Here is a 2376-nt window from a genome sequence, read left to right as displayed (position 1 = left end):
GGAGATCGCCGTGATCACACCGGCGAAGCTACACCACGCCGTGGGGCACGATCAAGCGGACGGGCGCTTAGCAGTTCAGAAATCGCAGGCCAACCGCAACTACGTCGCCGAGGTCGTGGACTACATGACGGCTTAGCAGTTCAGAAATCGCAGGCCAACCGCAACGCTGGCAACCTTCGCCAAGCACCCGCCCCGGCTTAGCAGTTCAGAAATCGCAGGCCAACCGCAACAAGAGGTCGTTGCACCGCTGATCGAGGTCGGGCTTAGCAGTTCAGAAATCGCAGGCCAACCGCAACAACCGGCGCGTATCAGCCGCCGGCTTTCACCACCAGCACGTGGAAGCTGCCGGTCTGCGCCACGGGGCGACCGCCGGTCGTCACCGGTGGCGAGAAGCGTGCGGTCGGCAAGTAGAGCGTGCCGGTACGCGGATCGATGGCGCCGGTCCGCGCGCCCGGTTCGGTCGGGATCGTCGCGACCACCGTCGGAATCGCAGACGCCAGCGCGATCATCGTCAGCGAACCGCTCCTGCCGCACGGGATGAACGCCAGCCGCGCGCGGGCATCCAGGATCACCGCGTCCGCGCCCCGGCCGATGTCCAGCAACGCCACCTCACGCCGCGTGTCCGCGTCGATGACGGCCGCCTTCGCGTTCGCGCACGCGCTGATCAGCAGGTGGCGGCGCGCGTCATAGGCAAGGCCCGCCGGCCCCTCGCAGCCCGGCAGCGGGATCGCGGGGCCGACCGCACCCGTCGCCAGGTTCGCGGTCTCGATCTCGTTCGCATCCTCGTTGTTGACGAACAGCGTGTCGCCGGGACCCGCCTGGCCGAATTCGAGACCCGGCTTCAGCGCGATCGTCCGCACGACCTTGCGCGTCGGGACGTCGATGACCGACACCGTGCCGCTTTTCGCGTTCATGATGGCGGCGCGGCGATGCGTCGCATCGTAAAAGGCGGCATCCGGATTGTGGCCGACATCGATACGGCTCGCTTCGCGCCCGTCGGCGGGGTCCATCAGCCGCACGCTGTCGTCGCCGCCGCTCGTCACGAGCAGCAGATTCTGATCGGGCATCGGGACGACCGCATGGCCGCGCACGACGGTGCCGATCGATCGCACGGCCAAGGGATGTGCAGGATCGATCACGGTGACGCCGGTGCGGCGCGCGACATAGATCTGGCCCGTCGTCGCGTCGACGCTGGCATAGTCCCAGCCGCCATCGGGACCCGCGATCGAACCCGTCACCGCGTAACGAGGTGCCGGCGTCGGCGCGGTACCGATCAGCGTCAAGCTGGCGGCGGCGAGGAGGGTGCGGGTAAAGAAACGGATCATCGGATATCCTCGTGTTCGCCGCAACATACCCCAACCCGCCTCGCGGAACAGCCGCCCACCGCGGCATTGCGACGAATCAATTTGACTGCTATCAACGGCCAACCGGTCATCGTCCATAGGGCGGCCCTTCGTCTAGGACCATCGGCATCAAGCGTGGAGCCATCATAGCCGCGGCGCTGCTGTTCCCGCTGGGCGGGTGCCGCACGCCGCCGATGCTGCCTGCCGCCACGCACGGGTTCACCCAGATACCGACGTCGCTGCCGGGGCGGCGTGCGATGATGGTACGAACGATCCGCTCCGATATCCTGGCATCGGCGCCCACGGTCGATATCGCCGAACTCGACCGCGTCCTCTCCGTAGTCGGGGATATCAGGCGCGAAGACTTCATCGCAAAAGAGGCCCGATCGCTGGCCTATATCGACGCTCCCCTCAATATCGAGTTCGGTCAGACAATCTCCGATCCTTATATTGTCGCCGTCATGACGGTCGCCGCGCATGTCCCTGCCGGTGGCATCGTGCTCGATATCGGTACCGGGTCGGGCTACCAGGCGGCGGTGCTGTCGCGGCTGGTGCGACGGGTTGTTTCGATCGAGATCGTACCCGAACTGGCACGCGCGGCGGCGCGGCGGCTGCGACGGCAGGGCTATCGCAACGTCGATGTCCGCGCGGGCGACGGGTTCGCGGGGTCGCCGGCGGACCGTTCAATGCGGTGATCGTCGCCGCCGGAGCGGCGGCCGTGCCGACGCCGCTGCTCGACCAGCTGAAGCCCGGCGGCCGCCTCGTCATGCCGATCGGACCAAGCACGTTCCAGGAACAGATCGTCGTCATCACCAAACGTACCGATGGCCGCGTCGATCGGTGTTCGCTGGGACGGGCGAGCTTCGTGCCGCTGACCGGTGCCGGCAAGACTCCGGTCGGGACGCATGGCCTCTACGACCGGACGATCCCGCTCTGCTATGGTGCCCCGGTCACCGGCTGAGATCGCGCGCGCGACCCGCCGCCGAACGTCAGCACGAGGATCGGCAGCATCGTCAGCACCATCGGCGCACCG

The 2376-nt window shown here is 67.3% G+C and carries 3 protein-coding genes; 2 read left to right on the top strand and 1 reads right to left on the bottom strand.

Going from position 1 to position 2376, the window contains the following annotated elements:
- Window positions 1-308 precede the first annotated feature (308 nt).
- The gene (locus tag ACFE7D_RS14340) at window positions 309-1325 is read right to left on the bottom strand and encodes a YncE family protein (protein WP_375396086.1); all 1017 of its coding nucleotides are present in this window, start codon (window positions 1323-1325) and stop codon (window positions 309-311) included.
- Between the two features lie 212 nt (window positions 1326-1537).
- On the opposite strand from ACFE7D_RS14340, the gene ACFE7D_RS14335 reads away from it, so the two are divergent.
- Complete coding sequence (locus tag ACFE7D_RS14335) at window positions 1538-2038, top strand: protein-L-isoaspartate O-methyltransferase (protein ID WP_375396085.1); 501 nt, start codon at window positions 1538-1540, stop codon at window positions 2036-2038.
- The gene (locus ACFE7D_RS14330; RefSeq protein WP_375396084.1) at window positions 2035-2304 is read left to right on the top strand and encodes a protein-L-isoaspartate O-methyltransferase; all 270 of its coding nucleotides are present in this window, start codon (window positions 2035-2037) and stop codon (window positions 2302-2304) included. The genes ACFE7D_RS14335 and ACFE7D_RS14330 overlap by 4 nt, the downstream gene beginning before the upstream one ends.
- The last annotated feature ends 72 nt before the right edge of the window (window positions 2305-2376 follow it).

The organism is uncultured Sphingomonas sp. (assembly GCF_964244235.1).
GTDB lineage: Bacteria > Pseudomonadota > Alphaproteobacteria > Sphingomonadales > Sphingomonadaceae > Sphingomonas.
The sequence above is the reverse complement of the archived record's forward strand: the minus strand, read 5'-3'. Positions and strand labels throughout refer to the sequence as shown.

Excerpts from the sequence above, each read along its gene's own strand:
- ACFE7D_RS14340 (WP_375396086.1), bottom strand. The coding sequence starts at position 1,325 with ATGATCCGTTTCTTTACCCGCACCCTCCTCGCCGCCGCCAGCTTGACG.
- ACFE7D_RS14335 (WP_375396085.1), top strand. The coding sequence starts at position 1,538 with ATGCTGCCTGCCGCCACGCACGGGTTCACCCAGATACCGACGTCGCTG.